The sequence below is a fragment of the Promicromonospora xylanilytica genome, assembly GCF_054782895.1.
The window spans coordinates 241,056-267,100 of the sequence record NZ_BAAGRP010000075.1; the positions used below are offsets into that span (position 1 = coordinate 241,056).

Annotated in this window: 21 protein-coding genes; 10 read left to right on the forward strand and 11 right to left on the reverse strand. The window is 72.5% G+C overall.

Annotated features, from left to right (window positions below):
• Positions 1 to 218 precede the first annotated feature (218 nt).
• The gene (locus tag ACYVK7_RS25195; RefSeq protein ID WP_460890479.1) at positions 219 to 1,778 is read left to right on the forward strand and encodes a sugar transferase; all 1,560 of its coding nucleotides are present in this window, start codon (positions 219 to 221) and stop codon (positions 1,776 to 1,778) included.
• A 4-nt stretch (positions 1,779 to 1,782) separates the two neighbouring features.
• On the opposite strand, the gene ACYVK7_RS25200 is transcribed toward ACYVK7_RS25195, so the two are convergent.
• Both ACYVK7_RS25200 and ACYVK7_RS25205 read right to left on the reverse strand, forming a co-directional pair.
• Positions 1,783 to 2,256, reverse strand: coding sequence for a GNAT family N-acetyltransferase (locus ACYVK7_RS25200; protein ID WP_460890480.1), 474 nt, complete (start codon positions 2,254 to 2,256; stop codon positions 1,783 to 1,785).
• 13 nt (positions 2,257 to 2,269) lie between these two features.
• On the reverse strand, positions 2,270 to 4,303 hold the full coding sequence (locus tag ACYVK7_RS25205; RefSeq protein ID WP_460890481.1) for a S9 family peptidase: 2,034 nt from the start codon (positions 4,301 to 4,303) through the stop codon (positions 2,270 to 2,272).
• A gap of 24 nt (positions 4,304 to 4,327) precedes the next feature.
• Here ACYVK7_RS25205 and ACYVK7_RS25210 point away from each other — a divergent pair, with 24 nt between their 5' ends.
• The gene (locus ACYVK7_RS25210) at positions 4,328 to 4,876 is read left to right on the forward strand and encodes a PaaI family thioesterase (RefSeq protein ID WP_460890482.1); all 549 of its coding nucleotides are present in this window, start codon (positions 4,328 to 4,330) and stop codon (positions 4,874 to 4,876) included.
• A 113-nt stretch (positions 4,877 to 4,989) separates the two neighbouring features.
• On the opposite strand, the gene ACYVK7_RS25215 is transcribed toward ACYVK7_RS25210, so the two are convergent.
• Positions 4,990 to 5,472, reverse strand: coding sequence for a DUF456 domain-containing protein (locus ACYVK7_RS25215; protein ID WP_460890483.1), 483 nt, complete (start codon positions 5,470 to 5,472; stop codon positions 4,990 to 4,992).
• Positions 5,473 to 5,496: 24 nt separating this feature from the next.
• Positions 5,497 to 5,850 (reverse strand): hypothetical protein, encoded by a 354-nt coding sequence (locus tag ACYVK7_RS25220; RefSeq protein ID WP_460890484.1) that lies wholly within the window; start codon positions 5,848 to 5,850, stop codon positions 5,497 to 5,499.
• Between the two features lie 518 nt (positions 5,851 to 6,368).
• Between ACYVK7_RS25220 and ACYVK7_RS25225 the strand changes: the two genes are divergently transcribed.
• From ACYVK7_RS25225 to ACYVK7_RS25240, 4 genes are all read left to right on the forward strand, one after another.
• Positions 6,369 to 8,132, forward strand: a complete 1,764-nt coding sequence (locus ACYVK7_RS25225) for a nitrite/sulfite reductase (RefSeq protein ID WP_460890485.1) — start codon at positions 6,369 to 6,371, stop codon at positions 8,130 to 8,132.
• Positions 8,129 to 8,989, forward strand: coding sequence for a phosphoadenylyl-sulfate reductase (locus ACYVK7_RS25230; RefSeq protein ID WP_460890486.1), 861 nt, complete (start codon positions 8,129 to 8,131; stop codon positions 8,987 to 8,989). Before ACYVK7_RS25225 ends, ACYVK7_RS25230 begins: the two co-directional genes overlap by 4 nt.
• Positions 8,982 to 10,286, forward strand: coding sequence for a uroporphyrinogen-III C-methyltransferase (cobA, locus tag ACYVK7_RS25235; RefSeq protein WP_460890487.1), 1,305 nt, complete (start codon positions 8,982 to 8,984; stop codon positions 10,284 to 10,286). The genes ACYVK7_RS25230 and cobA overlap by 8 nt, the downstream gene beginning before the upstream one ends.
• 218 nt (positions 10,287 to 10,504) lie before the next feature.
• Entirely contained in the window at positions 10,505 to 13,366 is a 2,862-nt protein-coding gene (locus tag ACYVK7_RS25240; RefSeq protein WP_460890488.1) for an immune inhibitor A domain-containing protein, read from the forward strand.
• Between the two features lie 93 nt (positions 13,367 to 13,459).
• Here the strand turns inward: ACYVK7_RS25240 and ACYVK7_RS25245 are convergent, their stop codons facing one another.
• The 3 genes from ACYVK7_RS25245 to ACYVK7_RS25255 form a co-directional block, all read right to left on the reverse strand.
• A complete protein-coding gene (locus tag ACYVK7_RS25245) occupies positions 13,460 to 14,071 on the reverse strand; it encodes a hypothetical protein (protein ID WP_460890489.1) in 612 nt (203 codons plus the stop codon).
• Between the two features lie 111 nt (positions 14,072 to 14,182).
• Positions 14,183 to 14,887, reverse strand: coding sequence for a LuxR C-terminal-related transcriptional regulator (locus tag ACYVK7_RS25250; RefSeq protein WP_460890490.1), 705 nt, complete (start codon positions 14,885 to 14,887; stop codon positions 14,183 to 14,185).
• Complete coding sequence (locus ACYVK7_RS25255) at positions 14,884 to 16,293, reverse strand: sensor histidine kinase (protein WP_460890491.1); 1,410 nt, start codon at positions 16,291 to 16,293, stop codon at positions 14,884 to 14,886. The genes ACYVK7_RS25250 and ACYVK7_RS25255 overlap by 4 nt, the downstream gene beginning before the upstream one ends.
• A gap of 136 nt (positions 16,294 to 16,429) precedes the next feature.
• Between ACYVK7_RS25255 and ACYVK7_RS25260 the strand changes: the two genes are divergently transcribed.
• The 4 genes from ACYVK7_RS25260 (at position 16,430) to ACYVK7_RS25275 (ending at position 21,440) form a co-directional block, all read left to right on the forward strand.
• Positions 16,430 to 18,079 carry a PspC domain-containing protein gene (locus tag ACYVK7_RS25260; protein WP_460890492.1) on the forward strand — a complete coding sequence of 550 codons (1,650 nt, stop codon included), beginning with the start codon at positions 16,430 to 16,432 and terminating at the stop codon, positions 18,077 to 18,079.
• Positions 18,076 to 18,750 (forward strand): hypothetical protein, encoded by a 675-nt coding sequence (locus tag ACYVK7_RS25265; protein WP_460890493.1) that lies wholly within the window; start codon positions 18,076 to 18,078, stop codon positions 18,748 to 18,750. Before ACYVK7_RS25260 ends, ACYVK7_RS25265 begins: the two co-directional genes overlap by 4 nt.
• Before the next feature lie 101 nt (positions 18,751 to 18,851).
• Entirely contained in the window at positions 18,852 to 20,099 is a 1,248-nt protein-coding gene (locus ACYVK7_RS25270; protein ID WP_460890494.1) for a glycosyltransferase family 4 protein, read from the forward strand.
• A 711-nt stretch (positions 20,100 to 20,810) separates the two neighbouring features.
• Entirely contained in the window at positions 20,811 to 21,440 is a 630-nt protein-coding gene (locus ACYVK7_RS25275; RefSeq protein ID WP_460890495.1) for a prepilin peptidase, read from the forward strand.
• A 105-nt stretch (positions 21,441 to 21,545) separates the two neighbouring features.
• Here ACYVK7_RS25275 and guaA read toward each other — a convergent pair whose 3' ends face one another.
• The 4 genes from guaA to ACYVK7_RS25295 form a co-directional block, all read right to left on the reverse strand.
• Positions 21,546 to 23,138 carry a glutamine-hydrolyzing GMP synthase gene (gene guaA / locus ACYVK7_RS25280; RefSeq protein ID WP_460890496.1) on the reverse strand — a complete coding sequence of 531 codons (1,593 nt, stop codon included), beginning with the start codon at positions 23,136 to 23,138 and terminating at the stop codon, positions 21,546 to 21,548.
• A 66-nt stretch (positions 23,139 to 23,204) separates the two neighbouring features.
• Positions 23,205 to 24,353, reverse strand: coding sequence for a galactonate dehydratase (gene dgoD / locus ACYVK7_RS25285; protein ID WP_460890497.1), 1,149 nt, complete (start codon positions 24,351 to 24,353; stop codon positions 23,205 to 23,207).
• Positions 24,350 to 24,973 (reverse strand): 2-dehydro-3-deoxy-6-phosphogalactonate aldolase, encoded by a 624-nt coding sequence (locus tag ACYVK7_RS25290; RefSeq protein ID WP_460890498.1) that lies wholly within the window; start codon positions 24,971 to 24,973, stop codon positions 24,350 to 24,352. The genes dgoD and ACYVK7_RS25290 overlap by 4 nt, the downstream gene beginning before the upstream one ends.
• Positions 24,970 to 25,992 carry a 2-dehydro-3-deoxygalactonokinase gene (locus tag ACYVK7_RS25295; RefSeq protein WP_460890499.1) on the reverse strand — a complete coding sequence of 341 codons (1,023 nt, stop codon included), beginning with the start codon at positions 25,990 to 25,992 and terminating at the stop codon, positions 24,970 to 24,972. The genes ACYVK7_RS25290 and ACYVK7_RS25295 overlap by 4 nt, the downstream gene beginning before the upstream one ends.
• Positions 25,993 to 26,045 lie beyond the last annotated feature (53 nt).

The following is a 26,045-nucleotide window of genomic DNA, read 5'->3' on the forward strand; positions in this document are numbered from 1 at the left end:
GTAAATAGCCTTCACACCGGGTGAAAGGTACGAATCAGCGGGTGACTTCTCCTGGTTCACGCCGCGTTGCCCCCGACTTCACCGTACGTTGGCACCAGCCACCGGCGGCTGCGCCGCCCGGAGAGCTCCGCGGGACCACCCACCACCGACGCCCTGGGCGCCCGGGCGCCATGCGCCCGCGCGACCAGCCACGCCAGCAGGAACCGAAGGGATCGAGCGTGACCACACACTCGGTTGACGGCAAGCCGCCGCTTCTCTTTCCGGTGCGCGACGGCTTCTCGTCGAACCATGGTGCTCCCCCTACCGCCGACGACTCCGACGTCCGACCGCTCCGCGTCGTCTCGGCCCCGCGGGCCCGGACCGGCTGGCAAGCCGGGTACAAGGCTCGGCTGCGGCTGACCGACGCCGCCGTCATCGGGGCGACCCTGGTCACGGCGTACGGTCTGCAGCTCGCGCTCGACACCACCTCGCCCTGGTCCACGAGCGGCCTGATGACGCACTCGGGCGTCGTGCTGCTGCTCGCGATCGCCTGGCTGGCCGCCCTGGCGACCAACCGTGCGTACGATGTGCGCTTCTTCGGCCGCGGCATGTCCGAGTACCAGCGCGTGCTCGACGCGACATGGAAGTCGTTCAGCCTGATCGTCCTGCTCGCCTGGATCACCACCTACTCCGAGGCCCGCACCCTGCTGCTGGTCGCCGCACCGCTCGGCATGGTCGGACTCGTCGCGTCGCGCTACGCCTGGCGGCAGCACCTGCTGCGCCAGCGCCGGCGCGGGGAGGGCGGCCTGACCATCGTCCTGGCGGTCGGCGGTCGCGAGCAGGCAGCGCGGCTGATCCGCCTGCTGAACGGCTCGCCCGAACAGGAGTTCGTCGTGGTCGGCGTCTGCGTGCCGACCAGCGGCGTGCGGCCCGGCGAGAAGGTGAACGGCGTCCCCGTGCTCGGCGACCTCGACGACGTCGGGCAGACGGCGCACGCGGTGGGTGCCGGCGCGGTCGCGGTGTGCAGCTCGCACGAGGTCACGGCCGACGTCGTGCGGCGGCTGGGCTGGGAGCTCGAGCGGTACGGCGTGGACCTGATGCTCACCGCCGAGCTGGCCGACGTGGCCGTCCCCCGGATCACCGTGTCCCCCGCTCCCGGGATGTCCCTGCTGCACGTGGACACGCCCCGGTTCGAGGGCCCCAAGTTCTCCGTGAAGCAGGTCATGGACTGGGGGCTGACCGCCCTGCTGACGTTCCTGGTCCTGCCGGTCCTGCTGGCCATCGCGCTGGCGGTGGCGCTGACCAGCCGGGGTCCGGTGTTCTACCTCTCGCACCGCGTGGGCCGGGGCGGGCGCATCTTCCCGATGGTCAAGTTCCGCACCATGTACGTCGGGGCCGACCGGGACGTGGTCGCGCTGACCGGCGCGAACGAGGCGGCCGGCCCGCTGTTCAAGATGCGCGCGGACCCGCGGGTCACGCGGGTCGGGCGCGTCCTGCGCCGGTACTCGCTCGACGAGCTGCCGCAGCTCTTCAACGTGCTGTGCGGGCACATGAGCCTCGTCGGCCCTCGCCCGCCGCTGCCCCACGAGGTCGCGGCCTACGAGGAGCGGATGCGGCGCAGGCTGCTGGTCAAGCCGGGCATGACGGGCCTGTGGCAGGTCACGGGCCGGTCGGACCTGTCCTGGGAGGAGTCGGTGCGGCTCGACGTCTACTACGCCGAGAACTGGACACCGTTCCTCGACCTGCTGATCCTCGCGCAGACCGCCCGCGCGGTGGTCTCGGGCCGCGGCGCCTACTGACCCGTCAGCCGCGCTCCAGCCGCATCGGGGTGTGCGGGATACCGTCCTCGAGGAACTCGTCGCCGTCCGGCTCGAACCCGTGCTTGCCGTACCAGCGTGTCAGCGGGGACTGCGCGTCCAGCACCACGTCGCGGCGGTCGCCGGCGTCGTCGATGTACTTCAGCGCCGCACGCATCAGCTCGTCGGAGTGACCCTTGCCGCGCGCGCCCTTGACCAGGGCCACACGGCCGATGCGCCAGACGTCGCCGTCGTCGAGCACCCGGGCGGTGCCGAGCACGCGCGTGCCGCCGTCGGAGACGGAGTCAGGTGCCGCCTCCCCGAGCCCGACGACCTGCACGGTCGTGGGCTCGAGGTCGCGCCCGTCCAGATCGTCGTACGGGCAGTCCTGCTCGACGACGAACACGTCCTGGCGCAGCTTCCAGACCCCGTAGGCGATGGTCACGTCGAGCTGAGCGAGCGGGGTGGTGATGATCTGCACGGGGTCGATGCTCTCATCCCACCGGCAGGTAGCGCTTCCACCAGTCCAGGATGAGGTCGAAGCGCTGCTGCCGGTGCCGCGGCCGACCGGTCCGGGACAGCTCGTGGTTCTCGCCGGGAAAGACCACCAGCTCCGTCTCCACGCCGTGCCGCTTGAGCGTCGAGTAGTAGCGCTCCGCCTGGGACAGCGGGCAGCGCAGGTCCTGCTCGGAGTGCATGACCAGCGTGGGGGTGCGCACCTGCCCCGCGACGGCCTGCGGGGACTGCGCGGCGATCCGCTCGGGCGTCTCGCCCACGTACTCCAGGCCGAAGAACGAGCCGATGTCGCTGGTCCCGAAGAACCCCTCCGGGTCGAGGAAGCCGCGCTCCACGACCGCGCCGGCGAAGCGGTGGTCGTTAGCGATCGTCCAGGCCGTGAGGTACCCGCCGTACGAGCCGCCCAGGACGCCCACACGGGACCCGTCCAGGCGCCCGTCCGCCGCCACGGCGCCGTCCAGGAAGTCCAGCACGTCGTGCAGGTCCACGGTGCCCATGGCCTGCCGGATCGATCGGCCGTGCGCCTGCCCGTAGCCCGCCGAGCCGCGCGGGTTGCAGTACACGACGGCGTACCCGGCGTCGACCAGCACCTGCGTCTCGTCGAACAGGCCCACGCCGTAGGACGCGTACGGGCCGCCGTGGATCATCAGCAGCGTCGGGTGGGTGCCCGTGCCCTCGGGCACGGCCGTCCAGCCGTGCACGGGATACCCGTCGCGCCCGGTGACGGTGAGCTCGGTGGGGGTCACGATCCCGGTCGCGCGCAGCGGCGCGGAGAAGTCCGTGCGGCGGAGCAGCTCACCGCCCGTGTCCAGGTCCACGACGCCCACGTCGCCGTAGCTGCCCGGGTCCGCGTACGACACCGCGAGCGTCCCGCCCCCGACCCCGAACTCCGCCACCACGACATCGCCACTGGTCAGTGGGGTTGTGACGCCGTCGTCGGCGACCCGGACCACGTGCTGCGCGCCGCGGCTCGCGAGGGCGAGCAGCACGCCGCCGTCGATCGGCAGGGGCTCCCCGCCGACCTCCTGGGTCTCCGGGTCGGTGAGCCGGCGCGGCTCGGGGTCGGCCCACGCGGACAGCACGTACAGCGCCGCGTTGCGCGCCACGAAGTCCTTGCCGTCCGGGCCGAGGTCCTGCGCGACCACGTACAGCTCACCGCCCAGCCCGAACGCGATCGACTGCGGGGCGAGCGTGCCGAGGTCCACCTCGGAGCCGCCGCCGGCCGGTGCGGCGAGCGGCAGCACGCGCACTACGCCGCGCCCCGCCTGGCCCTGCCCCTGCTCGCGCTCGGCGATGACGCCGATCGAGCCCCCGTCAGGCGTGAACGCGATCCCGCTGTGGTCGACGTCGTCCGTGGTCACCCGGAGCGGCTCCGGCACCGTGGGGCGCGGCTCGGCCTCGCCCTGTGCGGTCGGGGCCGGCTGCACCACCGGCTCGGCGGCGACGTCGGGCACGTCGACCACGAACACGTGCTGCGGGCGGTCCCGGTGGTACCCGACGCCGTTGCGCGTCCAGCTCCACCCGGTGATGCGGCGCGGGGCCTCGGCGCCCGCCGCGATGCCCTCGACGGAGCCGTACCGGCCCGGCTCGGGCTCCCGGCTCAGGAAGGCGAGGCGCGTGCCGTCCGGCGACCAGCGGAAGTCGCTCACGCCCAGGGTGCGCTCGGTGACCTGGACGGCCTCGCCGCCGGCCGTCGGGAGCACCCAGAGCTGCGGGGCGGCCTGGGGCTGTGCGCGCAGGAAGGCGACCAGGGCGCCATCGGGCGAGATGCGCGGAGCGGTGTCGCGGAAGCCTCGGGTCAGGCGGCGGGGCTGGTCGGGCGTGTCGGTCGGGACGGCCCCGCCGGCCGGGACGGCCCTGCCGGCCGGGGCCAGGGGAACGCGCCAGAGCTGTCCGACGGTGGCGTCGGCGTCGAGATCGGGGCGGGTCACCGACACGACGGCCCAGGTGCCGTCGGGGTGGACGGCGGGCCGCGAGACGGTACGGATCAGGGGAAGGTCGGTGGCCTGCATGACCCGGACATTACCCTTGCCAGCATGTCCGAAACACAGCAGTCCGACGCCCCGGCCACCACGCCAGAGGGCTGGGGCGAGCCGCGCACCCGCGAGCTGACCTGGTACGACCCGCTGCGGATCGCAGCCAGGGCACCGTCGATGCCCGGCCTCGAGTTCCTGCGCCAGATGCGCGACGGCGTCATCCCGCCGCCGCCGATCGCCGCGCACTTCGGCCTCGACATCGACGTCGTGGAAGAGGGGCGGGTCACGTTCACGTGCACGCCGGACGAGTCCGGCTACAACCCGATCGGTACGGTCCACGGGGGCGTCATGTGCACGCTCCTGGACACGGTGTGCGGCTGCGCCATGCAGTCGGTGCTACCCCAGGGCAAGGGGTACACGTCGGTGGAGATCAAGGTGAACTACGTGAAAGCCGTGCGCGGGGGCGGTGGGCCGCTCACCGCGGAGGGCACGGTGGTCAAGGCGGGCTCGCGCGTGGGCTTCACCGAGGGCGTCGTGCGGGACGCGACGGGCGCGGTCGTCGCGACGGCGTCGAGCACGCTGCTGGTCTTCGACATCCCGGGGGCGTGAGGGCGCGGCGCGGCGCGGCGCGGCGCAAAAGGTCCGCTTCGAGAACGTGATCAGGCATGGTTTCGGGTACGAAACCATGCCTGATCACATTCTGGTGGCGGACTTTCGCTGCGTCACGTGATGAAGAGGCCGACCACCCAGACGCCCGAGGCGAGCAGGGCGCCCACGAGCTGCACGCCGATGGTGATCAGGGTGGCCTGGACAGCCGTCTTGGTGGACCTCCAGGCCGCCGGCACGTCCTTGTGCCGGGCCCACTCCAGCAGGAAGATCGCGCCGACGAAGAAGAGGAACAGGCCGATCACCGGCACCACGAAGAAGCCGATGATGCCGGCGATGCCGCCGACGGCGAGCGTCACCCAGGGCACCTTGGCCTTGCGCATGTGCTTGCCGGCGATCACCCACTGGGCCACTTCCGCGACGGCGACAGCGACCGCCGCGATGCTGAACACGACCCACGCCTCGACACCGCCGGTCATGATCGCCCACACGAGGATGCCGCCGAGCACCAGCACGGAGCCCGGCAACACCTGAACGACGATGCCGATCAGGCCCACCAGGATGGCCACACCGACGAGGACTTCTCCGAGAACGCTCACGGCGGCACCCTAGCGGTCAGACGATCAGTTCCAGAACACCGCGACCAGGATGTTTACCAAGGTGAGGCCGAGCACGGAACCCTTGAGGCCCGGGGACACGTCCTCGCCCTTGCGCACGGCCAGCACGGCCAGCACGGCGACGGCGAGCGCGACGACCAGCTTGACGCCGATCTTCGCCATCGACGGGCCGCCGTCGTCCCAGAGACCGCCCATCTCCGCGATGCCGACCATGATGATGCCCGCAGCGGCGGCACCCATGGCACCGTGCGACACGCCCTTGTAGAGGGCCTTGGTGCGCAGCGACGCGATCGAGCCGCCGAACACGAGAGCCCAGCTCGCGAAGTGCAGGAACACGAAGACGTTGTAGAGGAACTCCATGACCGTCAGCCTATCCGCGGCGGACGCCGTCGAGGCACGAAACCGTGCCTGCTTCGCGGTAGTGACGAGTGCCACCACGTGGGGTCCGCCGGCCCGGCCCGAGCGTCCTTCCGGGCGAGAGCCGTTGCCCCATGGTCAGCCACGAACCGGACATGCATAGGCACCATCGATGCGAGCAATAGGCATCCACTATGTGGACCGCCCCTTCCGCCCTCCTCCAGCGGCGGTTAACGTCTTCGCCATGACCAAGGCAGCGCGCATCTCCCTCGTGACCACCCGTCACGACATGCCCATGTGCGCCATGCCGACCGGTGCCTGCGACTGCTGTCGCAGCTGTCAGCTCTGACGCGCTCCCCCGCCCCTGCACGCTCGTCCCCGCAAGGTCGCAACCCGCCGTCGAACCGCAGCACCGAGTCCCTGGTCGCCCCCGGGAATCGGCTACCTGTGCCCGCCCGACGCGCACCACACCCCCAGCTCTCGCTCGACTCCGCGCGCCCCGCACGAACAGGACCCCACACATGGTCAACACCGCACCTGCTCCGACCCAATCCACAGCCAAGGCCGCAGACGAGACCGCAGACAAGGCCCCGGCCAGGGCCGCCAAGCGCCCTACCCGCCCGAACGGCCAGTGGAAGATCGACGGCCCCGCTCCGCTCAACCACAACGAGGAGTTCAAGGCCGAGTCGGACCCGCTGGAGGTTCGCGACCGCATCGAGCGGATCTACGCCAAGGACGGCTTCGACTCGATCCCCGGCGACGACCTGCACGGGCGTTTCCGCTGGTGGGGCCTCTACACGCAGCGCAAGCCCGGGATCGACGGCGGCAAGACCGCCACCCTCGAACCGCACGAGCTCGAGGACAAGTACTTCATGCTGCGCGTGCGGATCGACGGCGGGGCGCTGAGCACGGAGCAGCTGCGGGTCATCGCGGGCATCAGCACCGAGTTCGCCCGCGGCTCCGCCGACATCACCGACCGGCAGAACATCCAGCTCCACTGGATCGAGGTCGAGGCGGTGCCGGAGATCTGGCGGCGTCTCGAAGCCGTGGGGCTGAGCACCACGGAGGCCTGCGGCGACGTGCCGCGCGTCATCCTCGGCAGCCCGGTCGCGGGGGTCGCCAAGGACGAGCTCATCGACCCGACGCCGGTGATCGAGGAGATCCAGAAGCGCTTCATCGGTGACCCAGCGCTGGCGAACCTGCCGCGCAAGTTCAAGACGGCGATCACCGGCCACCCGAGCCTCGACGTCGTGCACGAGATCAACGACGTGTCGTTCGTCGGCGTCGAGCACCCCGAGCGCGGCATCGGCTACGACGTGTGGGTGGGCGGGGCGCTGTCGACCACGCCGCGGTTCGCGGAGCGGCTCGGTGCCTTCGTCTCGGCCGAGGAGGCCCCGGAGGTCTGGCACGGCGTGGTCAGCATCTTCCGCGACTACGGCTACCGCAGGCTGCGCAACAAGGCCCGCCTGAAGTTCCTGCTCGCCGACTGGGGCGTCGAGAAGTTCCGTGAGGTGCTCGAGACCGAGTACCTGGGCTACCGGATGACCGACGGCGACGCCCCGCCCACCCCCGCCGAGCTCGGTCTGGCCGAGCGCGGCGACCACGTGGGCGTCCACGAGCAGCACGACGGCCGGTTCTACGTGGGTGCCGCGCCGACCGTCGGCCGCGTCTCCGGGGAGAACCTGGCGCGGCTCGCCGACGTCGCCGAGGCGCACGGCAGCCGGCGCGTCCGGCTGACGCCGCTGCAGAAGCTCCTGGTGCTCGACGTCGCGGAGGACCAGGTCGAGCCGCTCATCGCCGACCTGGACGAGCTGGGCCTGCACGCCCGCCCGAGCCTGTTCCGCCGGAACACGATCGCCTGCACCGGCATCGAGTACTGCAAGCTGGCGATCGTCGAGACCAAGGCGACGTCGGCCGAGGCGATCACGCAGCTCGAGGAGCGGCTCGGGGACCTCAAGGACCTCAAGCCGCTGACCCTGCACGTCAACGGCTGCCCCAACTCCTGCGCGCGCATCCAGACGGCGGACATCGGCCTCAAGGGCCAGCTCGTGATGGACGACGACGGCAACCAGGTCCCCGGCTTCCAGGTGCACCTCGGCGGCGGGCTCGCGTCGGTGGAGCGGGACGACGCCGGGCTGGGCCGCACGGTACGCGGCCTCAAGGTGACGGCCGACGGGATCGGCGACTACGTGGAGCGCGTGGTACGCCGGTACGACGCCGACCACGACGGCGACGAGACGTTCGCGCAGTGGGCGCACCGCGCCGACGAGGAGGCCTTGCGATGACCACCGTGGAAGCAGCGCCCGCGTCCTCTCTGTCGCTCTCCGGGCACGGCGCGGTGATCAACCCGCGCCTCGCGCGCGTGCGGGCCCGCGCCGCCGCCCGCGAGAGCATCCGCGCGATGCGGCCGACGGCCCGGGCCCGGCGCCGCCGTCGGACGCCCGAGGAACTGCGTGCCGTGGTGGAGCGCGGGCAGGCCCAGCTCAACGCGTGCGGGAGCACGCCGGAGGCGGACGCCCAGGCGGTCATCGCGTGGGCGGTACGGGAGTTCGGGCCGTACATGGCGGTGGCCTCCTCGATGCAGGACACCGTGCTCTCGCACCTGGTGGCGGAGCAGTTCCCGTTCGTGGACGTGCTGTTCGGCGACACGGGCTACCACTTCGCGGAGACGATCGGCACCCGCGGCGCCGTCGAGATCGAGATGGACGTCAACGTCGTGGACGTGCGCCCCGAGCTGACCGTCGCCGAGCAGGACGCCGCGTACGGGGCACGCCTGCACGAGCGCGACCCCGAGGCCTGCTGCGCCATGCGCAAGGTGGCGCCCATGCAGAAGGCGCTCGAGCAGTACGAGGCGTGGGCGACGGGCGTGCGCCGCAGCGAGACGGCGGCCCGTGCCAACGCTCCGCTCGTGAGCTGGGACGAGCGCAACGGCGTGGTCAAGATCAACCCGATCGCCGCGTGGAGCGACGACCAGGTCGCCGAGTACGCCAACCGGCACGGCCTCGTCGTGAACCCCCTGCTCGCCGACGGCTACCCGTCGGTCGGCTGCGAGCCGTGCACGGCCCGGCCGCTGCCCGGTGAGGACGCCCGCTCCGGCCGCTGGGCCGGGCGCGACAAGGACGAGTGCGGTCTCCATGTCTGACGCCGGGACGCAGGACATCTACCCGCTCGGCCTCAAGGTCGCCGGCCGGCTCGTCGTGGTGGTCGGCGGCGGCCCCGTCGCCGCGCGGCGCGTGCGCTCGCTCGTCGACGCGGGGGCGCGCGTCCGTCTCGTGACGCCGCACTCCGTGCTCGCCGAGTCCGGGATCCCCGTCGCCGCGGAGGCTCCCGAGCCCTCGGACGGCCCCGGTCCGGCCGAGGTGGAATGGGTGCGGCGCGACTACCGCACGGGCGACCTCGACGGGGCGTGGCTCGTGCACACGGCGACGGGTTCGGCGCGCGTGGACCACCAGGTGGCCGACGACGCCGAGCGCGCCCGCGTCTTCTGCGTCACCGCCGGCGACGCCTCCGTGGGCAGCGCGTGGGTCCCAGCGGTAGCCCGCACCACCCTGACCGACGACGCCGAGGTGACCGTCTCGGTGACCGCCGGCCGCGACCCGCGGCGCGCGCTGGCGATCCGGGACGCCGTGGCGGCCCAGCTCCGGTCCGGCACGCTCCCGCTGCGCCGGCACCGGCCCCCGGCGGCGAGCGACGGGCTCGGCCGGGTCTGGCTCGTCGGCGGCGGGCCCGGCGACCCCGGCCTCATCACGGCGCGGGGCCGCTCGGTCCTCGCGCAGGCCGACGTCGTGGTCGTCGACCGGCTCGGTCCGCGTGCCCTGCTGAGCGAGCTGTCCCCCGACGTCGAGATCATCGACGTCGGCAAGACCAGCGGCAACCACCCGGTGCCGCAGCACGAGATCAACGCGCTGCTGATCCAGCACGCCCAGGCCGGGAGCGACGTCGTCCGCCTCAAGGGTGGTGACCCGTACGTGCTGGGCCGGGGCGGCGAGGAGCTCGCGGCCTGCCGCGCGGCGGGCATCGAGGTCGAGGTGGTGCCTGGCGTGACGTCGGCCGTCTCGGTGCCCGCCGCCGCGGGCATCCCGGTCACACACCGCGGCGTCGCGCGCGGCTTCAGCGTGCTGACCGGGCACGACGCGCTCCCCGGTCCCCGCGAGGGCGCGGCCGCCGAGCTACCCGGCGGGCCCGACCACACGCTCGTGCTGCTCATGGGCGTCACCCGCCTGGCCGAGACGACTGCCGCGCTCACGACCGCCGACCGCCCCGCCGACACTCCGGTCGCCGTGGTCGAGGACGGTTACGGACCGGGACAGCGCGTCACCGTCGGCACGCTGGCGACCATCGCGGACCGCGCGGCCGAGGTCGGCGTCCGGCCGCCGGCGGTCGTCGTGGTCGGCGCGGTGGTCCGTCTCTCCCCGGCCTGGGCCCACCAAGCTCGTTGAGTGCTGGGTATCTGTTGGCGCGAAGGCCATCAACCCTCGGATACCCAGCACTCAACGGATTTCTTCAGGGTGAATTCCGCTCCACACGGCAGGAAAAGCCCCCGTTCCCCTTTCGTCATAGGTCAAGTTCCGGTAGGCATGCAAAGGCCGCGACATTCCGCGGCCTTCTGCCCCTGCCGTCACGCGACCACTGTTGACGGCCTGATCTGGGAGAACGCATGAGAACACACACCACCCGTGCGCTTCGGTGCACGGTGGCCGCGATTCCTGTCATCGCGCTCACCGTCACCGGGCTCGCCGCGACCGGAGGGGCGACGACGGCGTCGGCCACCGGGAGCGGTACGACGGCCATCGAGAGCTCGGCCTTCGAGAGCTCCGAGCACTACATCAACTACGCGGACGTCGCCGCCCAGCCCGAGATCGACGACGACGTCGAGATCACCGCCGACGGCCGCACCATCGTCCACAAGGCGGAGGGCAGCAGCGGCGTCGGCGTCGACGCCACCGTCCAGACCGCCTCGGACGAGCTCGCCAAGAAGTTCTCCAGCGGCAACCCGGCGGCGGCGGAGCAGCTCGCCAAGCTGGAGAGCCAGGCCATCCGCACGGGCAAGAGCCCCAAGGAGATCAAGGAGTCGCGCTACAAGAGCGCGCCCAGCACACAGGAGGCTCGCCTCCTGACCATCCTCGTGGAGTTCGACGAGAACGCGAACGACGACTTCACCGACCAGATGGTGCCCACCTACTGGGGCTCGTCGGAATGCATGCCGGGTAACGTCCAGAACGGCCCGCTGCACAACAACATCCCGAACCCCGCGGAAGCATCTCAGCCGGACAACAACACGATGTGGGTCGAGGACTTCTCGTCGGAGCACTTCGACAAGATGCTCTTCACGGACGAAGGCATCACCGAGCGGGTGCGCCCCGACCTCACCGGGCCGGACGGCCGCCCGGGCATCGACATCTCCGGCTACACCATGAAGAACATGTACGAGGAGATGTCGCGCAACGCCTACACCGTCTCGGGTGAGGCCACACCGTGGGTCAAGGTGCCCCACTCCGAGGCCTGGTACGGCGCGCAGCGCTGCTTCCTCAACGACGAGGGCGAGTGGGAGGCCGGTGCCTACCAGACCATGAACGGGCACCCGGACAACCCCAGCGGTCCCGGGCAGCTGCCGATCGACGCCGTGGCGAAGCTCGCCGAGATGCAGCCCGACTTCCCGTGGGCCGACTACGACATCGAGGACCAGTCCGACCGGGACGGTGACGGCAACGTCAACGAGCCGGACGGCGTGATCGACCACGTGGTGCTCGTCCACGCGGGTGAGGACAAGTCCGGTGGTGGCGGCGAGCAGGGCACGTACGCCATCTGGGCCCACTCGTCGAACGTCCCCGGCGGCGCGCCCATCCCGGGCACCGACCTGACGCTGTCCAACTACATCGTGCAGCCGGAGGACTCCGGCGTGGGCGTGTTCGCCCACGAGTACGGCCACGACCTCGGCCTGCCCGACCTGTACGACACGGCCAGCGGCGGCGACTCCGACGTGGATTTCTGGGACCTGATGAGCTCCGGCTCGCACGCCGGACCCATCTTCCAGTCGATGCCCACGCACATGGGCATCTGGGACAAGTGGGTGCTCGGCTGGGTGGACCCGGTCGAGGTGAACCCTGGCGACGACAAGCTCGCCGTCAAGGTGGGCCAGGCCTCCCGCCCGCACCGCGGGACGGAGGACGGCGTCAAGATCAACCTGCCGGACAAGCGCATCGAGCTCGGCGAGCCGCACAGCGGCGAGGCCATGTGGTACACCGGGTCGGACCAGAGCTGGGCCGACATCCGGCTGAACCGCACGCTCGACGTCCCGGCGGACGCCACGTTCTCCTTCTGGGCCGACTACAGCATCGAGGCCGACTGGGACTACGGGTTCGTCGAGGTCTCCACCGACGGCGGCGCCACCTGGGACGAGCAGAAGGTCCTGGACGACGCCGGTGCCGAGGTCACCACACCGGACGGGTACGCGGACCCGAACGGCCGCATGGCCGACTACGGCACCAAGAAGTACGGCCTCACCGGCACCACCGAGGGCTGGGCGCACCTGAACGTGGACCTGTCCGCTTTCGCCGGGCAGACCGTCCAGCTGCGTCTGCGCTATGCCACGGACGCGGCGTTCGAGGACCGCGGCTGGTTCTCCGACGACTTCGAGCTCACGAGCGGCAGCGAGGTCGTGTGGAGCGACGACGTGGAGTCGGGCGAGGCGGGCTGGACCCCCGAGGTCTCGACCTTCACGGACACCACGGGCAACGGCTGGCACACCTACTCCGGCTCGTCCGTCCAGGAGCACTTCTACCTGGTCGAGTGGCGCAACCTTGACGGGTTCGACGAGGGCCTGAAGTACGCGTACGACACCACGTACGCGGCTCCGGAGACCGACGCGTGGAAGGTGGAGAAGCTCGCCTACAACGCGCCGGGCATGCTCGTCTGGTACCGGGACACGACGTTCGGCCGCCAGAACCACGTGCTGAACAACCTCTCGGAGCTCCCGAGCACCGGAGCGAAGGGCGGTCTGCTGCTGGTGGACAGCCACTTCGACCCGCTGCGCCGCGACGAGTCGGCCACGCCGGACACGTCGACGCTGAAGAACCTGCCGTCCCGTCCGCAGTCCTCGAACGTGGCGTTCGGCCTGCGGCCGACGTACCCGTTCACGGAGTGCATCACGGGTGCCGACACCACCGTCGAGTTCTGCACGGACTTCGACGCGCAGGCGCCGGTGCGCACGTTCACCGACGACGCGGGCTGGTACCCCGGGATCGAGGTCAACGGCGGGAGCCTGTTCTACCGTGACAACGACGCGTCGACCGTGGTGCCGTCCGTCGACAACTCGCCCTACACGGTGCGGATCGTCGACGAGAACGGGGCGCTCCTGCCGGACGAGTTCGGGCAGGACTTCGGTATCGGCGCCATCACCGGCACCGGAGACCCGGCGGACGACGGTGTCGGCTACGGCACCGTGATCCACCTCAAGAAGGCCTTCAAGGGCAACACCTCGGCCCTGGTCCAGATCACGCCGCCGCTCTCGGGGCGGTGACCCGCACCGCCGGGCCGGCAGCACAGCCGCCGGCCCGGCGGTCGTCGCACTGCGAGGGCGGGACCACCAGCCAGGTGGTCCCGCCCTACCGGCTCACAGGAACTCTTCTGCCCGCACGAGGACGTAGCGGAGCAGGTCGACGTCGGCCGTCGGCACCGCGACGCTCCAGGCCCCGGACCGTGAGGCGCCCTCGAGCTGTGTGTACGAGGACCGGTCGAACGCGCCGCGCGTCGGCGGCTGCGTGCCGAACAGCCGGTGAGGCGCAGCGCCCAGCACCGCCTCGAGGGACTCGGCGGAGGCCTGGTCCAGACCGACCCGCAGCGAGACCCGGCGCACCTTTCGCTCCATCAGGTACGCGACCACCAGCACCGCCCCGCCACCCTCGACGACGGCGAGGTCCTGCGCCGGGGTGGGGCGACCGTCGGAGGCCCGCAGGAGGTTGTCGAGCAAGGTCCTCGAGCCCGCGCTGCGGCGCACCGCCGCCGCGAGGTGGGACCCTCGTGCACGGACCTTGGCGCCCCGGCTCTCCCGGATGCTCAGCACGAGCCACTCGGCCGCAGCGGCGACCGTGAGGGCGCCCGCGGCGATCCGCAGCACGAAGTTCACCGGATCCCAGGAGTTCGAGGGGTTCGCGTAGGTGCTCACCACCCAGATGATCGCGGCGACCACCGCGATCATGAGGCTGACTAGTCGACTGCTCCGCATGGAGGTTGGTTTTCTTCGTCTCGGTGGGTCGGGCCACAGAGCGTATCAACGCCCGCCACCAGGCAGAACGCCACCCCCCGGACTTCATCCCCGACTCCACCCACCGCCTCGTCAGAGGAGGCGGCGGGCCACCGCCCAGCGGGTCAGCTCGTATCTCGAGGAGAGCTGGAGCTTGCGGAGCACCGCGCTCACGTGGGTCTCCACGGTCTTGATCGAGATGAACAGCTCGCTCGCGACCTCACGGTAGGAGTAGCCGCGCGCGATGAGGCGCATGACCTCCTGCTCCCGCTTCGAGAGGCGGTCGAGCTCGTCGTCGGCCACGGCGATGTCGTTCGCGGACGCACCGAACGCGTCCAGCACGAACCCGGCCAGCCGTGGCGAGAACACGGCGTCGCCGCCGGCCACCTGCACCACCGCCGACGAGAGGTCGGCCGGTGCGATGTTCTTGGTGACGTAGCCACGGGCGCCCGCCCGGATGACGGCGACGACGTCCTCGGCGGCGTCGGACACGGAGAGGGCGAGGAACCGCACGCCCTCGGCGAGCAGGTCGGCGCAGCGCTGCACCACCTCGGCGCCGCCGCCGCCGTTGCCGCCGGGCAGGTGCACGTCGAGCAGCACGACGGGCGGCCGGTGCTGGTGCACCTGCGCCACCGCCGAGTCGACGTCGGACGCCTCGCCCACCACGGTCACCCGGTTGTCCAGGGAAGCCCGCACGCCCGTGCGGAACAGGTGGTGGTCGTCCACGAGCACGACGGGCACCGGGATGGTCACGGAGCCCTGCGTGCTGCCGCCCGACGGCGTCGCCTGGGTTGTCATCTCGTCGCGCCTTCCGCAGTGGTGGGGGCAGAGCTGGGGGCCGTCGTGGCCCGTGCCCTGCCGTTCTTCTCGGTCTTCTTCTCGCCGTTCGCAGGCTTGTCCAGCGGCATCCGGAGCCGCACCTCGGTGCCCCAGCCGGGCCGGCTGACGACCTCGGCGGTGCCGCCGCGCCGGCGGACCCTGCCGAGGATCGACTCCCGGACGCCGAACCGGTCCTGGGCGATCTCGTCGAGATCGAACCCGGTGCCGCGGTCACGGACGAACACCTCGGCCACGGCGTCGGTGACCTCAAGGTATACGGACACGGGAGGTGCGCCGTGCTTGAAGGCGTTGAGCAGCGCCTCGCGGGCGGCCTGCAGCAGGGCGGACGTCGCCTCGGTGGGCGGGGCGTCGCCGACGACGACGGTCTCCACGGTGAGCGGTGCCACGGCGTCCTCGATCTCGGCCACCAGCTCCTTGAGCTCCGCCGCCACCGAGGTGCCGGGTTCCTGCCGGTCGTCGTAGAGCCAGCCCCGCAGCTCGCGCTCCTGGGCGCGAGCCATGCGGGAGACGGCCTCGGGGTCGGAGGCCTGCGCGCGGATCAGGGCGAGGGTCTGGAGCACCGAGTCGTGCAGGTGGGCCGCGATGTCGGCGCGCTCGGCCTCGCGGGCGTGGGCGGCGCGCTCGTCGCCGAGCTGGCGCACGAGCCGGAACCACCAGGGCAGCGACACGAGCGCGATGCCGGCGACCATGGCCACGGAGGCGATGGTGGCCTGCATCAGCACGCTCGCCGGGGTGTCCTGGCCCACCAGCATCAGCACGCCGAGCATGGTGAGCACCACGCCGCCGGCGAGGCGGAGCAGCGCGGTGCGCGATCGCAGGCCGGTGGTGGTGCCGTCGACCCAGCGGCCGCGTTCGGTGGCGTCGATCTGGCTCCAGGCCAGGGCCACGCCGCCGAGGCCGAGCAGGGCGGGCAGCACCCAGGATGCGACCGGGTCCCAGTCGGCACGGATCGCGAGCATGAGCGCGGCGCTCGACAGCAGGACCACGCCGATCCAGATGTCGCGGACCGCGAGGCGGGACACCGGTCCGGAGAGCCGCACGCGGTCGACGAGCGATGCCGTCCGGTCCGCGGCACCGGCGTCGGCGTCGGCGTCGGTCGTCAGGCGTGGGGCGAGCCGCCGGCGGTCGGCGGGCAGGGCGTCGTCGGCCACGGTGGGGAAGCCCGTGGGGACGGTGATCCACCAGAAGACGTAGGCCACCAGGCCGGCTCCGGCGAACCAGACGAGGATCAGGAACGCGACCCGGACCAGCCACACGGGTACGCCCAGGTGGGCCGCGAGGCCGGCGGCGACACCCGCCACCCAGCGGCCGCTGTATCCCGGCCCCGCCGAGGCGGGCCTGCGGAAGGTAAGTCTCTGGTTCACTCTCCGATCGTCACACGTTCGGGGCCCCCTGAACACGGCTGAGCCTGGATCTCAGGGTCCCGCACGACCCGAACCAGGGTTGGTTCAGGGCAGGTCCCGATGCCGGATCGGTCGCCGGTCGACCAGCATTGTCACCATGAGCACCGACGAGACGCGTCCAGAGGGCGCCACGAGTGAGCCTGGCGGCTCGGCCGACGCCGGGCCGGCCAACGCCGGGCCGGCCGGCCCGGACGCCAGCACCTCCGGCCCGGCCTTCGAGCCGGCTGCCGATCCAGCGACCGCCCCGACGAGCGGTCCTGCACCTGTACCACCCGGACAGCGGCCCTACCCGGAGTCCGGCTTCTTCGCATCGATCCGCCGTGGCCTGTTCCCGCGCTCCGAGCAGCGCTGGGTGGGCGGCGTCGCCGGCGGTCTCGCCGAGCGGGTGGGCTGGGACCCGCTGCTGGTGCGCGGCCTGCTGATCGTGAGCATCTTCTTCGGCGGCCTCGGCCTGATCCTGTACGGCGCGGCGTGGGCCCTGCTCCCGGAGCGTGACGGACGGATCCACCTGCAGGAGGCGGCGCGCGGCAACTTCGACGTGGCGATGCTCGGTTCGGTGGCCGTGTTCCTCATGGGCTTCGCCTGGGGCGGCCCGCTGGGCGGGTGGGGCGGCGCCGAGCTGCAGCTGCTGAACTTCCTCTTCTGGCTGGCCGTGGTCGGCGGGGTCGTCTACCTGATCGTCCAGGGCGTGCGGCGGCAGCGCGAGAACAACGCCGCCCGCCGCACGGGCGCTGCCCCCGCGCAGGTTCCGACGGTGCCGACCCCGTCTGGCCCCGCTGCTTCCGGTACGCCCATGCCCGGGACACCGAGCCCCGGCGGAACGCCGGCACCGTTCACGCCCGCTCCGCCGGTCGACTACCGCCGGTCCGACGGTCTGGTCTACGCCACGGGCGCCGGACCGGCCCCGCACCGGCAGACGCAGGCGCCCCACTGGTCCGGGCCTGCTCCGGCTGCGGCCCCGGCTCCGCAGCCGGTCTACACCCCGCCTCCTGCCCGCCCGCACCGCGGTCCGGGCGGCACCCTCGTCGGCATCACGGTGGGCATCATCCTGCTGGCCGGCGCCCTGCTCCTCGCCCTGCACCGCATGAACGGCGGAGAGCTGCCCAGTGACGCCGGGTTCGCGGCGACCTGGCTGGGCATCGGGACCGTGGTGCTGGGCGTCGCGATCTTCATCTCCGCGATGCGCGGCCGCACCAGCGGGCTGCTCGGGTTCTTCGCGATCGTGGCCATGCTGTTCGGCCTCACGTACGTGACGGTCGCCGGTGCGGTGGGCCCGCGCTGGGTGGACGACGCCGTGACGAGCAGCCGCGAGATCAGCGAGTACGTGAACGAGCCCAACGACCCCGACGCGACCACTCTCACCGAGGGCACCGTGACCGTGCAGACCGTGCGGGAGGCGCAGAGAGGCTTCTACATCCGCTGGGGCGAACCCGTCATCGACCTCTCCGAGCTCGACCTGTCCGAGGTCGAGCCGGGTGAGCCCGTGACGGTGCCGATCCAGCTCGGAGCGGGCACGACCGAGGTGCTGGTGCCGTCGGACGTGGCGGTCGAGGCGAACGCCTACATCGCCGCGGGTGTCGTCGAGTGGAACGTCGACAACCAGGGCCGGTCCGCCAGCGGCGTCGGCACCGACGCCTACTTCGCGAGCGACGAGGTAGGGGACGACGGCGCCGTGCTCAGCCTCGACATCGAGGCCGGGGCCGGCGAGGTCATCGTCAGCGAGACCAAGTCAGGGAGCAACCCATGACCGAGCACCCGAACGACCGAGAGAACCAGAGCGACACCACCAGTCGGCCGGAGGGCCGGGACACGAGCGAAGCCATGGACAACCAGACCACGCAGGATCCGGACACCACCGAGGTGCTGCCGTCCGCGGAGACCCCGCCGACGCAGGAGATCAGCCAGGCCACCCAGCGGATCCCCACGGGGCCCGCGCCCGAGGTCGAGGTGCACCCCGCGTACGGCGTCGCCGCGGCACGGGTGCAGGAGGAGGAGGCCGCGTCGGCCGCCGTCCAGGACGCCCCGGCGCCCGACCACTCCGACCCGCTCGCCCCGCTGCGTGACCCGGCCCCCGAGGCGGCCACCCCGACGTCGGACCCGGTGACGGGCGTGGCGTCGGACGACCGGCCCGGTACGGCGCCGGCCGGTGACCGGCTCGAAGGCGCGGCTGCCCCGACGCAGACTCAGCCGGCCCAGGCCTTGCAGGTCGCACAGGCCGCGCAGGCCGCCCCCGTGCGGCGCGGTCCGCGGGTCGGGACGGCGGTGTGGGGGCTGATCGTCATCGCGGTCGGCCTGGGGATCCTCGCGGTCTCCGCCGGCGTGATGTTCGACCTGGGCGTCGCCCTGATCGTGCTGCTGGGCGCGGCGGGCGTGATCCTTGTCGTCGGCTCGGTGGTCTCGAGCCTCCGGCGGCGCTGACCCGCCACCCGTCGGCACAACCCATCGAGGTCGGTCCAGGTCCGGACCGGCCTCGATGCTTCGTACCGGCCCGGTCACGCGGTGCCTGCGAGGATGTCAGCGTGCGGATCACTCATCTGTCGGACACCTACCTCCCGCTGCTCGGCGGCATCGAGGCCCAGGTGAGCCGCCTCGCCGAACAGCAGGCAGCGGCGGGCCACGACGTCGAGGTCATCACCACCACGCCGGCGGCTCCCGGAGCGCACGGGGTGAGCACCACCGTCGAGCACGGGGTGACCGTGCACCGCGTCGCCGCGCGGGTGCCGGGCGGCTGGCCCGTCCACCCGCGCTCCACCGCCCACGTGACCGCCCGGCTGCGGGACGTGATCGCGCGAGGCGAGCGCCCCGACGTCGTGCACCTGCACATGGGGGTGCTCGCCCCGACCGTACAGGCGGCGCTGCGCCCGGTGACCAGGCTCGGACTGCCCGCCGTGCTGACCGTGCACAGCGTGTGGGGCAGCGCCTGGCGGGGTTTCGCGGCGGCCGACGTCGTGCTCCGCTGGTCGCGCTGGCCCGTGCGGTGGTCGGCGGTGAGCGAGCTGACGGCGGCGCCGCTACGACGGCTCGTGTCCTCGGCGGGGGTGGGAGTCGTGGGCGGCTCGGTGGATGGTTCGGTGGGCGGCTCGGTGGGCGGCTCAGTGGGCGGCTCGGTGGGCGGATCCCGGAACGCGGGAGACGTGGCGATCCTGCCCAACGGCCTCGACCTGGACGCCTGGCGGGTTCCGCGTACCGAGCGTGGCGCGCGGCCCGAAGGGTCCGCCGTGCACCTGGTGTCCGCCGCCCGGTTCGCGCCGCGCAAGCGGATGCTGCCGCTGCTCACAGCAGCCGCCGATGCCGCGTCGGCACTCCCCGACGGCGCGCTGTTCGTGACCCTCGCCGGCGACGGCCCGGACCGCGCGGCGGCCCGCCGGTTCGTCATGGAGCACGGCCTGCGCGACGTCGTCTCGCTGCCGGGGCGGCTCACCGCGACCGAGCTCAAGCGCCTCTACGCGCGGGCCGACGTCTTCGCCGCACCCGCCGTGGCGGAGGCGTTCGGCCTGGCCGCTCTCGAGGCGCAGGCGGCAGGGCTGGCCGTGCTCACCCGCTCGGGTTCGGGCGTGGCCGAGCGGGTGACCGACGGCGCCACGGGCCTCGTCGTCCCCGACGACGACTCGTTGACCGACGCGATCGTGCGGCTGGCGACCGAGCCCGGCCTCCTGGACGGCCTCCTGGCGCGGGCCGCGACACCACCCGCCGGAGTGGCCTGGCCTGAGGTGCTCGCCGCGACCGAGCAGACCTACCGGGAGGCGGCGGCGCTGGTGGAGGCGTAGGTCGCTCGCCGCGCCGCTGACGGTCCCCGGCCCCGGCCCTGCTGGCGGTTCCCCGGTCCCGCCGACGGTCCCCCCGGCCCCGCTGGTGGTCCCCCCGGCCCCGCTGGCGGTTCCTCCGGCCCCGACGAAGGTCCCCCGGCCCCCGGCGTCGCCGACTGCAGACTTGGTCGCAGCCGCATGTGCTGACTGCAGACTTCGTTGCGGCCTGAGGGCCCACAACCGCGTCCAACTCTGCAGTCGACGGGGCGGGCCGCGACCAAGTCTGCAGTGGGCAGGTGCAACTGCGACGAGTCGCCCGGCCCGCCGACGACCGACCGCCACCCGCCGACCGGCCCCGGGCACCGGCACCGGCACCGGCACCGGGCGGTGATCCCGACGAAGGTCCCCCGGCCCCCGGCGTCGCCGACTGCAGACTTGGTCGCATCCCCATGTGCCGACTGCAGACTTCATTGCGGCCTGAGGGCCCACAACCGCGTCCAAGTCTGCAGTCGACGGGGCGGGCCGCGACCAAGTCTGCAATCGCCGAACTCCGTCTCCAGGCCCGCCTCCAAGCCCGTCGCCAAGCCCGCCTCCAAGCCCGTCTCCAGGCTGAGGTCCAGGCAGGTACCGCCGCGACGAGTCGCCCGGCCGCCGACCACACCCACACCCACACCCACACCCACACCCACCCTGCAGTCGCACCCGTCCTGTGCCCGCCGATAGCCTCACCCGGTGAGCCCCACCGAACCGGCTGCGACGACCCCGGCCGAGCCCTTCGTCGTCCGCCAGTACGTGCGCGCCCGGGCCGAGGTACGGCCGTACGCGCGCGCCATCGGCTTCGCCGCGGTGCCCGCCGTCGTCTGGGCCCTCTGGGCGAGCGGTCCGGGCTGGCTGACGCCCGCGTACCTGATGCTTGCCGTCGTGGGGGCCGCGCTCGCCGTGATCGACGCGCGCACGCACCGGCTGCCGAACGTCCTCGTCTTCCCCCTGACGTGGGCGACAGCACTCCTGCTCACGCTGGCGGCGCTCGGGACCGGTGCCTGGGGATCGCTGGGACGGGCGGCCCTCGGCGCGCTGGCGTTCTTCGCCGTCTACCAGGTGCTCTACCTCATCGCCCCGCGCGGCGGCCTGGGGTACGGGGACGTCAAGCTCGCCCTGAGCCTCGGTGCCCTGCTGACCTGGCACTCCTGGTACATCCTGCTGGTCGGCATCTTCGCGGCGCACATCGTCGCGGGAGTGGTCGCGATCGTCCTACTGCTGGGCCGGCGCGCGGGCTGGAAGACGGGTATCGCGTTCGGCCCCTACCTGCTGCTCGGCACCGTGATCGGGCTGAGCTGGGCCCGCCTCATCGGCTGGTGGTGAGCACCCGCGGGAGCACCCCGGGAGCGCCCAGGAGCACCCCGGGGTCGCACGCCCGCCGCACAGCACTGCGGCCCTGCCCCCGGCGAGGGGCAGGGCCGCAGGAGGTCACTCCCACTCGATGGTGCCCGGCGGCTTGCTCGTCACGTCGAGCACCACACGGTTGACCTCACGCACCTCGTTGGTGATGCGCGTCGAGATGGTCGAGAGCACGTCGTACGGCAGGCGGGTCCAGTCCGCCGTCATCGCGTCCTCCGACGAGACGGGGCGCAGCACGATCGGGTGCCCGTACGTGCGGCCGTCGCCCTGGACGCCCACCGAGCGGACGTCGGCGAGCAGCACCACGGGGCACTGCCAGATCTCGTTGTCCAGGCCGGCCTTCGTCAGCTCCTCGCGGGCGATGGCGTCGGCGCGGCGCAGGATCTCCAGGCGCTCGGCGGTGATCTCGCCGACGATCCGGATGCCCAGGCCGGGGCCGGGGAACGGCTGGCGCGAGACGATCTCCTCGGGCACCCCGAGCTCGCGGCCCACCGCGCGGACCTCGTCCTTGAACAGGGTGCGCAGCGGCTCCACCAGGGAGAAGTCCAGGTCGTCGGGCAGGCCGCCCACGTTGTGGTGGCTCTTGATGTTGGCCGCACCCTCGCCGCCGCCGGACTCCACGACGTCCGGGTACAGCGTGCCCTGCACGAGGAACTTGACCTCCTCGCCGTGCGCACCCGCCTCGGCGACGATGTCGCGCTGCGCGTCCTCGAAGACACGGATGAACTCGCGGCCGATGATCTTCCGCTTGGTCTCCGGGTCGCTGACGCCGGCGAGCGCCGTCAGGAAGCGCTCCTTCTCGTCCCGGACGATGAGTCGCACACCGGTCGAGGCGACGAAGTCGTTCTCGATCTGCTCGACCTCGCCGGCCCGCATGAGGCCGTGGTCGACGTGCACGCACGTCAGCTGGTCGCCGACGGCCTTCTGCACGAGCGCCGCCGCGACGGCGGAGTCCACGCCGCCCGACAGCGCGCAGATGACGCGCGAGTCACCGATCTGCGCCTTGATGTTCGCGACCTGGTCGGCGATGACGTTGCCGGGGGTCCAGTCGGGGGCCAGGCCGGCGCCCTCGTAGAGGAAGTGCTCGAGCACCTGCTGGCCGTGCGCGGAGTGCTTCACCTCGGGGTGCCACTGCACGCCGAACAGGCGGCGGTGCGTGTCCTCGAACGCGGCGACGGGCGAGCCGTCCGACGTCGCGAGGACCTCGAAACCGACCGGGGCCTTGTGCACCGCGTCGCCGTGGCTCATCCACGCCGTCTGGTGCTCGGGGGTGTCCGCGAGCAGCATGCCGGAGGCGCACACCTCGACCTCCGTGCCGCCGTACTCGCTCAGCCCGGTCTGCGCGACCTCGCCGCCCAGCGCCTGGGCCATGGCCTGGAACCCGTAGCAGATGCCCATGACCGGGACCCCTGCCTCGAACAGCTTGGGGTCGACGAACGGGGCGCCCGCCGCGTACACGGAGGACGGCCCGCCGGACAGGATGATGGCCGCCGGGTCCTTGGCGAGCATCTGCTCGACGGTCCACGTGTGCGGCACGACCTCGGAGTACACCTTCGCCTCGCGCACGCGGCGGGCGATCAGCTGGGCGTACTGGGCGCCGAAGTCGACGACGATGACCGGTCGAGGGGTCGGGGGCTGGCTTTCAGGGGCGGTGGACGACACACGGCAAGTCTATGGGGCCGACAGCGGCTGGGCGCTCCACGGCCGTGTAACGTCCCGCACGCCGGATCACCACTCGGCGAACGACCCGTCCGCGTGCCGCCAGACCGGGTTGCGCCAGCGGTGGCCGTCCACGGCGCGCTCGCGGACGTAGTCCTCGTCGACCTCGATGCCGAGGCCGGGTCCCTGCGGGATGGCGACGGAGCCGTCCTCGTAGGCGAAGACCGCCGGGTCGACGATGTAGTCGAGCAGGTCGTTCGAGGTGTTGTAGTGGATGCCGAGGCTCTGCTCCTGGATCACCGCGTTGTACGCGACGGCGTCGAGCTGCAGGCACGCCGCCAGCGCGATCGGGCCGAGGGGACAGTGCGGGGCGACGGCGACGTCGTAGGCCTCGGCCATGGCCGCGATCTTGCGGACCTCCGTGATGCCGCCGGCGTGGGACAGGTCGGGCTGGATGATGTCGACCACGCCGGAGGTGATGACGTCCTTGAAGTCCCACCGCGAGTAGAGCCGCTCCCCGAGGGCGATGGGGGTGGCCGAGGCGCGCAGCACGTCCGCGATGCCGTCGACGTGCTCGGACAGCACCGGCTCCTCGACGAACATCAGGTGGTAGGGCTGCAGGGCGTCGAGCAGCACGCGGGCCATGGGGCGGTGCACCCGCCCGTGGAAGTCGACGCCGATGCCGATGTCGGGGCCGACGGCCTCCCGCACGGCGGCGACGTTGGCGACCACCTTCTCGACCTTGTCGCGCGTGTCGAGGTACTGCAGCTCCTCCGGACCGTTCATCTTGACCGCGGAGAAGCCGCGCTCGACGGCGTCCTTCGCGTGGGCGGCGGTCTCGGCGGGCCGGTCGCCGCCGATCCACGAGTACACCTTGATGCGGTCTCGCACCTGACCACCGAGGAGCTCGTGCACCGGCACCCCGAGCGCCTTGCCCTTGATGTCCCAGAGGGCCTGGTCGATACCGGCGAGCGCACTCATGTGGATGCCGCCCCCACGGTAGAACCCGGACCGGTACAGGACCGTCCAGTGGTCCTCGATGCGGCGGGGGTCCTTGCCGATCAGGTAGTCGGACAGCTCCTCGACGGTCGCCGCGACGCTGGCGGCCCGTCCCTCGAGGACGGGCTCGCCCCAGCCGACGACGCCCTCGTCGGTCTCGATCCTGAGGAAGAGCCACCGGGGCGGGACGACGAAGGTGGTCATCGACGTGATCTTCACTGCGCGCTCCTGACGCTGTCGTTCCAGATGCGGACCAGCTCGGTGGCCCTTTCGCCGACGACGTCCGGCGTGTCGCCCGGGCGGTACAGGGACGTGCCGATCCCGGCGCCGGCCGCACCGGCGGCGATCCAGCCGGCGAGGTTGGTGGCGTCGACGCCCCCGACGGGGATCAGCTCCGTCCCCGCGGGCAGCACGCTGGCCCAGGCCCGCATGCCGTCGGTGCCGACGGCCGTGCTCGGGAAGAGCTTGATCGCTCGCGCACCCGCGTCCAGGGCCACGAACGCCTCGGTCGGCGTCGCCGCCCCCGGGTAGCTCGTCAGACCGAGCCGCACGGTCTCCGCGACGACGTCGGCCCGCGTGTTCGGCGAGACGATGAGCGACGCCCCGGCGTCGGCGGCCCGGCGCACCTGGTCGGGGGTGAGCACGGTGCCCGCGCCGACGCGGCGGTCGGCCGGTCCGGCCGCCCGGATCCGGCGGACCGACTCCAGCGGGTCCGGGGAGTTGTAGGGCACCTCGACGGCGTGGAACCCGGCGTCGAAGATCGCCTCCGCCACGGCGACGGCGTCGGCGGGCGTCACCCCGCGGAGGATGGCCACGAGGCCGGTGGGCTGGGAGGTCATGCGTGCTGCTCCTCGGTGGTCGGGGTGGTCCGCGGTGCGGCCGGGGTGCGCGGGGCGGCCTGCGCGAGGCCCGCGTCGAGGGCGACCTGCCACAGCCCGTGGGTGGCGGCGTCCTCCCCGACGACGTGGACGCTCGCGCCGGCGCGCTCCAGCGCGAAGCGATAGCGCTGCTCGGTCGCCGGCGGCCCGCACAGAGCGACGACGGTGGCGGGGGTCGCGCGCAGCGCGTGCCGCACCTCGGCTCCGATCAGCAGCCCGGACACGTAGTCGGCCACCTCGGTGGGTTCGAGCCGGCCGGCGAGCACGAGGGGGCGCGCCGTGAAGAGCAGTGCGGGCAGCCCGCGCTCGTCGCCCCGCCCCGCCTCGGTGTCGAGCCCCCGCTCGAAGGCCGCCGAGACCTCGGTGCCCGGCTCGCCCGTCGCGAGCCGCGCGAGAATGCTGTCCCGCATCAGCAGACCGTAGAGCTCGCCCGTCATCGCGGTGGTGAAGCCCGTCACCCGGCTGCCGTCGAGACGCACCCACTTCGAGTGGGTGCCGGGCAGCACCACCGTCCCCGGCCGGTCTGCCGCCACGGCGAGCGCCCCGGCGAGCTGGACCTCCTCGCCGCGCATGACGTCCGGATCCGTGCCGGTGGCCCGCAGCCCCGGCACGAGGTGCACCACGGCGTCGCCCGCGGGCACGACGGTCAGCCGCTCGGCGAGGCCGCCGAGGTCCGCGGGCACGTCGAGGTATCCGGCCTCGGCCCAGCCGTGGTTCGAGCCGGCCATCCCCGCGCACAGCGCCGGTACGCCGGGGTGCTCGGCGAGCCACGGGCGGCACAGCCGCGTGAACGTCTCCTCGAACGCCGCGGCCCGCACGCGGGCCGAGTCGGATCGCTCCGAGATCGTGAGGGCGCCGTCGTTCGTACGGACCTGGTCGAGGACGGCGCCGGTGCCGTCGAGGAGCCAGGCCCGGAACGTCGTGGTGCCCCAGTCCAGGGCGAGGAGCGCGGCGTCGCGCTCCGACGGTTCGTCAGCCATGCTCCGGACGGTAGAGCGGGCGTCCCGACTATCTGAACCGCATCCCTATTATC

What these genes read in the sequence shown, in the direction of transcription:
- ACYVK7_RS25250 (WP_460890490.1), bottom strand. Translation starts at nt 14,887, where the DNA reads ATGACAACCCAGGCGACGCCGTCGGGCGGCAGCACGCAGGGCTCCGTG.
- ACYVK7_RS25240 (WP_460890488.1), top strand. Translation starts at nt 10,505, where the DNA reads ATGAGAACACACACCACCCGTGCGCTTCGGTGCACGGTGGCCGCGATT.
- ACYVK7_RS25260 (WP_460890492.1), top strand. Translation starts at nt 16,430, where the DNA reads ATGAGCACCGACGAGACGCGTCCAGAGGGCGCCACGAGTGAGCCTGGC.
- ACYVK7_RS25265 (WP_460890493.1), top strand. Translation starts at nt 18,076, where the DNA reads ATGACCGAGCACCCGAACGACCGAGAGAACCAGAGCGACACCACCAGT.
- ACYVK7_RS25290 (WP_460890498.1), bottom strand. Translation starts at nt 24,973, where the DNA reads ATGACCTCCCAGCCCACCGGCCTCGTGGCCATCCTCCGCGGGGTGACG.
- ACYVK7_RS25230 (WP_460890486.1), top strand. Translation starts at nt 8,129, where the DNA reads ATGACCACCGTGGAAGCAGCGCCCGCGTCCTCTCTGTCGCTCTCCGGG.
- ACYVK7_RS25225 (WP_460890485.1), top strand. Translation starts at nt 6,369, where the DNA reads ATGGTCAACACCGCACCTGCTCCGACCCAATCCACAGCCAAGGCCGCA.
- ACYVK7_RS25220 (WP_460890484.1), bottom strand. Translation starts at nt 5,850, where the DNA reads ATGGAGTTCCTCTACAACGTCTTCGTGTTCCTGCACTTCGCGAGCTGG.
- ACYVK7_RS25295 (WP_460890499.1), bottom strand. Translation starts at nt 25,992, where the DNA reads ATGGCTGACGAACCGTCGGAGCGCGACGCCGCGCTCCTCGCCCTGGAC.
- cobA (WP_460890487.1), top strand. Translation starts at nt 8,982, where the DNA reads ATGTCTGACGCCGGGACGCAGGACATCTACCCGCTCGGCCTCAAGGTC.
- ACYVK7_RS25245 (WP_460890489.1), bottom strand. Translation starts at nt 14,071, where the DNA reads ATGCGGAGCAGTCGACTAGTCAGCCTCATGATCGCGGTGGTCGCCGCG.
- ACYVK7_RS25210 (WP_460890482.1), top strand. Translation starts at nt 4,328, where the DNA reads ATGTCCGAAACACAGCAGTCCGACGCCCCGGCCACCACGCCAGAGGGC.
- ACYVK7_RS25205 (WP_460890481.1), bottom strand. Translation starts at nt 4,303, where the DNA reads ATGCAGGCCACCGACCTTCCCCTGATCCGTACCGTCTCGCGGCCCGCC.